The sequence below is a fragment of the bacterium genome, assembly GCA_009926305.1.
In the GTDB taxonomy this organism is placed as follows: domain Bacteria; phylum Bdellovibrionota_C; class UBA2361; order UBA2361; family RFPC01; genus RFPC01.
Genome location: RFPC01000128.1, coordinates 1 through 4,319, shown reverse-complemented (window position 1 = coordinate 4,319; position 4,319 = coordinate 1). Strand labels below are relative to the sequence as shown.

Genomic DNA, 4,319 nt, shown 5'->3' with positions numbered 1-4,319 from the left:
AGTAATGAGCGCAGCCCACTGGATGCTGCCTCTGAGAATCCCCCTACTCCGGCATGAATCCTGTTTGTTCTAGAAAACCATGCTAGTGACTGATCTATGTCTCCTCGAACACCGTATGCAAATGCAAAGATAAGGGAGAATGGTGCTGTGACCGATTCTTCTGCCCGACCTGATTCTCGAAAATAATCACTTAAAATACGTAGCGCTTTTTCAGGGCTATTTAACGCAAGTCTCGCTGCAGCCTCTCGAAGAATCAGCGCATCCTGCTCACCACGGGATGCGGTAGGATTTTTCGCCTGATTATACTTAATGAGCGCATTTCTATAGTGACCAAGAGCAAAAAGCTCATCTCCTTCAAGCAGAGCCATATTCGTCACGGGACGTCCTGAAAGATCTCGGTGATCAACCCAAGACTGCCACGGAAGCCTTTCAGGTCTTCCACCAAAATAAGTATCAGTTGGACTTGGAATTTGGCGAGTTCCAGATGAGACGTTTGGAAACCGTTCTAAACTTGAACGTTGGCGCGGTGCCTTAGACGCAACTCTCGAATTATTCACACAACTCGCCGATGCAAGAAGAAGGAACAGAGAAGACGTCCACATCACTCCGCACTTATAATATCTATTCGCCATGAATCCTCTCTTTATCACCTGTCTTTTCTTTTCTCCAGAAATACCAGTAGAGCGCTTGCGAGCCGATCATAACCCTCGCTATTAAAACTGCAAGTACACGCACCTTACCGCAAAATCCCTGTTGTATAGGTAGGTTCGCCTGTTCAGCAAGAGAGCTCAAGAGATAGAGTCTGTATCTCACTATTTTTATGGATTTTGGGAATAGGAAATACTCCAAAAGCAGTCAAAGAGAGTCTCAGTACTCCAATTTTGCGGTGTGCTTCTGAGAAAAATGTATTAGAGATAAGAACATGAAGAATAATACCTCCTTAAAGTCCTCTCACCTATATTTTCCCTGGCATGTAATAGTAGCGGTTATTGCCGCATGCACCTTTCTCCTCTGTGGTGGTCTCCTCCTTGGTGGTTGCTCAGGGGGAGGCGGTGATAGTGATAGTTCTCCTCCCCTCCAAACAAGCGCATGCGCTCAACTCGGATTGAACACACGAATCATCAATGGCACTGAATGCTCAGAGACCAATTCTCCAATAGTAAAACTGATAATCAATACCAGTGACGGGTTGCAAGGAATCTGCTCTGGAACACTTATTACACCAACGCATGTTCTTACAGCTGCGCACTGCTTCTTCTCCTCAGTAGGCGCTACTACTGTATCGGTAGCAGGACAGACTGTTACTGCTGCACAGATTACAAATCATCCTGCCCTTACGATAGATACCGAAAACTCTCGAATTAACAACGATGCGGCAATCGTTCGGCTTAGCGAACCACTGACTGGAGTTGCTATTTTACCAATCGTCGGGACCCGACAACCAAATCCAGGTGAAACCATATCTATCTTTGGCTATGGAAAAACGGAACTGGACCAACCTGGAACTCTGCGAAGCGGTGAGATGCGAATCAATCAGGTATTAACTACTCATATTCGCGCAAAATATGATGGAGAAGGAAGCAATACCTGTTTCGGAGATTCAGGAGGCCCAGCAGTTCTTAGCTATCTGGATGAATCTGGGCAGGAAGTTGATGGCATTGTAGGAGTTGTCTCTTCTGGAATACTGCCAAGCTGTCAGACTGGTGATGAGACTTTTTTTACGAATATAACATCTCAATCTGTTTTCGATTTTATCACTGCTGTTGTCCCATCTGTTACAGTGCGCTGACCCTTGTTACCCCTATGAAGAGTTCAAAGAAAAGAGCTTCTGAGAAAGAAGACATCAGAAAATGCGTTTCTAGGCCTAGAGGAGTTTCTCTTTTAGCTTCTCAAAAAAGCTCTTCTCTTCCTCAATAGGCAGGTCACCATCTAAAGTACGCAGTTCCTCTAATAGAGCTCTCTGACGCTCTCCTAACTTCTTTGGCACATGAACAACAAATCGAATATGAAGATTCCCTCGCTGCGAGGAGCCAAGCTTTGGCACTCCTTTCTGGCGAAGCGTAAAAACTTTCCCCGATGGTGTTCCCGAAGGAATGCGTATTTTCTCCTTCCCTTCCAAAGTAGGAACTTCGATCTCGGTACCAAGGGTTGCCGCAACATACGTGATGGGAATTTCACAAAAGAGTTCGGACTCATCTCTTTCAAAAATTGGGTGTTCCTTAACGAGTATTTGAACATAAAGATTTCCTGGAGGTCCCCCTTGAGTCCCGGATTCCCCCTCGCCTCGCAACTTCAAGCGCTGCCCATGATCAATTCCAGCCGGCACCTTTACTTTAATCTTTGCTGGTTTTGCTTGGAGTCCTGCACCCTTGCACGTTTCGCATGGCGTCCGAACGATTTCGCCACTCCCCTGACATACGGGACAGGTACGTGCGATTGTAAAAAATCCTTGTTGAACGCCAACCTGTCCCTGTCCACGACACTGCTGACACCGTTCGCGAGTTGTTCCCGGTGCCGTGCCATCCCCCGAGCATGTTCCACAGGTTACATGGCGCTGTATTTCGATCTCTTTTTCAGCACCGAAGATTGCTTCTTCAAAATCTACTTCAAGATTATACTTCAGATCCTGACCGGGATATCCCCGTGACCCCCCTCGGCGAATGTCTCCACCAAAAAAAGACTGAAAAATGTCTCCGAATAAATCTTCAAAGCCAGAGAAATCTCCCGAAAAGCCACCGCCTGCCCCCTGCTCAAACGCGGCCCAACCGAACTGGTCATACTGCTGACGCTGCTCTGGATTGCTCAGAACGCTATACGCATCCGTCACCTCTTTGAACTTCTCTTCTGAGGCCTTATCTCCCTGGTTCTTATCTGGATGATACTTAATAGCTAACTTGCGATACGCCTTCTTGATCTCATCTTGGGACGCCGAACGAGAAACTCCAAGCAACTCGTAACAATCTTTCTTGGACACAGTAACTCTCTCCTCGGTGATGCCTTTCTATGAATGCCTGAAAAACTCCTGGCTAGCTCCATATCCTACGGATAGCTTTTCGCTCAAATTCGTTATCCTCGTGTAAAGCGAAAACCCTAAGAAGTATCTCCACCAGGGATTATAAACCAGTGCTCAGGCGTTGGGTGGTAGAATGCCAGATTCGCACCTACTACCCAACTCTCTCAGTAAAAAATACCAATAGGCTTCCAGAGGGAGCTCCTGAGGGCTCCCTTACTGAAAACTACTCCCGCACTTCCTCAAAGTCTGCATCAACAACATCATCGTCCGCTGCGTTACTCTGTGCCCCAGAATCACTTGCTCCATTACTGCTGCCAGCCCCAGCTCCACCGTCTGCAGAAGAAGCTGCCTGTTCTTCTGCAGCCTTCTTGTAGACCATTTCAGAAACCTTATGCGCTGCCGTGGTGAGCTCCTCTGTCGCATTTTTAATGCCTTCAAGATCGTCAGCCTCAAGCGCCTTTTTTGCGTTTTCAAGAGCAGTATCTACGCTCCCGCGCTCCTCCGCTGATAACTGTTCCCCAAGCTCAGCAACTTGCTTCTCTGTGCTATACACGAGCGAATCAAGTCCGTTTCTTGCTTCAACTTTCTCTCTTCGCTGTTTATCCTCGTCAGCATTCGCCTCAGCGTCTTTCACCATTTGATCGATCTCTTCATCCGTAAGACCAGAGCTTGCGGTAATCTGAATCGATTGCTCCTTTCCAGTTCCGAGATCCTTCGCGGATACATGAACAATCCCATTTCCATCAATATCGAAAGTCACCTCAATTTGCGGCACTCCTCTTGGAGCCGGTGGAATACCAACAAGCTCAAATCTACCAAGAGTCTTGTTATCCCCTGCCATCTCTCGCTCACCCTGCAGCACATGTATTGAAACTGCTGGCTGATTATCCGCCGCAGTAGAGAACACCTGACTCTTCCGCGTTGGAATCGTAGTGTTCTTCTCGATAAGCTTCGTAGCCACTCCGCCGTAGGTCTCAATACCGAGACTCAAAGGAGTAACATCAAGAAGGAGAACATCCTTCACGTCTCCCTGAAGAACACCCGCCTGCACTGCGGCACCGATGGCTACTGCCTCATCTGGATTCACATTCTTCGAAGCATCTTTCCCAAAAATTGCCTTTACTCGAGCCTGAACCGCCGGCATCCGAGTCATCCCCCCAACAAGAATAACATCGTCTATTTCGTTAGCAGAAAGACCTGCGTCTTTGAGCGCAGTTCGGCACGGGTCATCAAGCCTTTTGAGCAAATCTTCACAAAGCGCCTCAAACTTTGAACGTGAAATTTTCACGTTCAAATGCTTTGGACC

5 protein-coding genes are annotated in these 4,319 nt (G+C 47.5%); 1 reads left to right on the top strand and 4 read right to left on the bottom strand.

The features are described 5' to 3' along the window. Both EBR25_12565 and EBR25_12560 read right to left on the bottom strand, forming a co-directional pair. On the bottom strand, window positions 1-632 hold a 632-nt coding region (locus tag EBR25_12565; GenBank protein NBW41818.1), incomplete at its 3' end, for a hypothetical protein. Continuing rightward, entirely contained in the window at window positions 622-813 is a 192-nt protein-coding gene (locus EBR25_12560) for a hypothetical protein (protein NBW41817.1), read from the bottom strand. The genes EBR25_12565 and EBR25_12560, both read right to left, overlap by 11 nt. A 109-nt stretch (window positions 814-922) precedes the next feature. On the opposite strand from EBR25_12560, the gene EBR25_12555 reads away from it, so the two are divergent. Continuing rightward, entirely contained in the window at window positions 923-1,789 is an 867-nt protein-coding gene (locus tag EBR25_12555) for a hypothetical protein (GenBank protein NBW41816.1), read from the top strand. A 75-nt stretch (window positions 1,790-1,864) separates the two neighbouring features. On the opposite strand, the gene dnaJ is transcribed toward EBR25_12555, so the two are convergent. Both dnaJ and dnaK read right to left on the bottom strand, forming a co-directional pair. Further along, window positions 1,865-2,974 (bottom strand): molecular chaperone DnaJ, encoded by a 1,110-nt coding sequence (dnaJ, locus tag EBR25_12550; GenBank protein ID NBW41815.1) that lies wholly within the window; start codon window positions 2,972-2,974, stop codon window positions 1,865-1,867. A gap of 262 nt (window positions 2,975-3,236) precedes the next feature. Then, the coding region (dnaK, locus tag EBR25_12545; GenBank protein ID NBW41814.1) for a molecular chaperone DnaK at window positions 3,237-4,319 on the bottom strand (1,083 nt) is incomplete at its 5' end.

Coding starts and splice junctions, on each gene's coding strand:
- EBR25_12555 (NBW41816.1), top strand. CDS start 923: ATGAAGAATAATACCTCCTTAAAGTCCTCTCACCTATATTTTCCCTGG.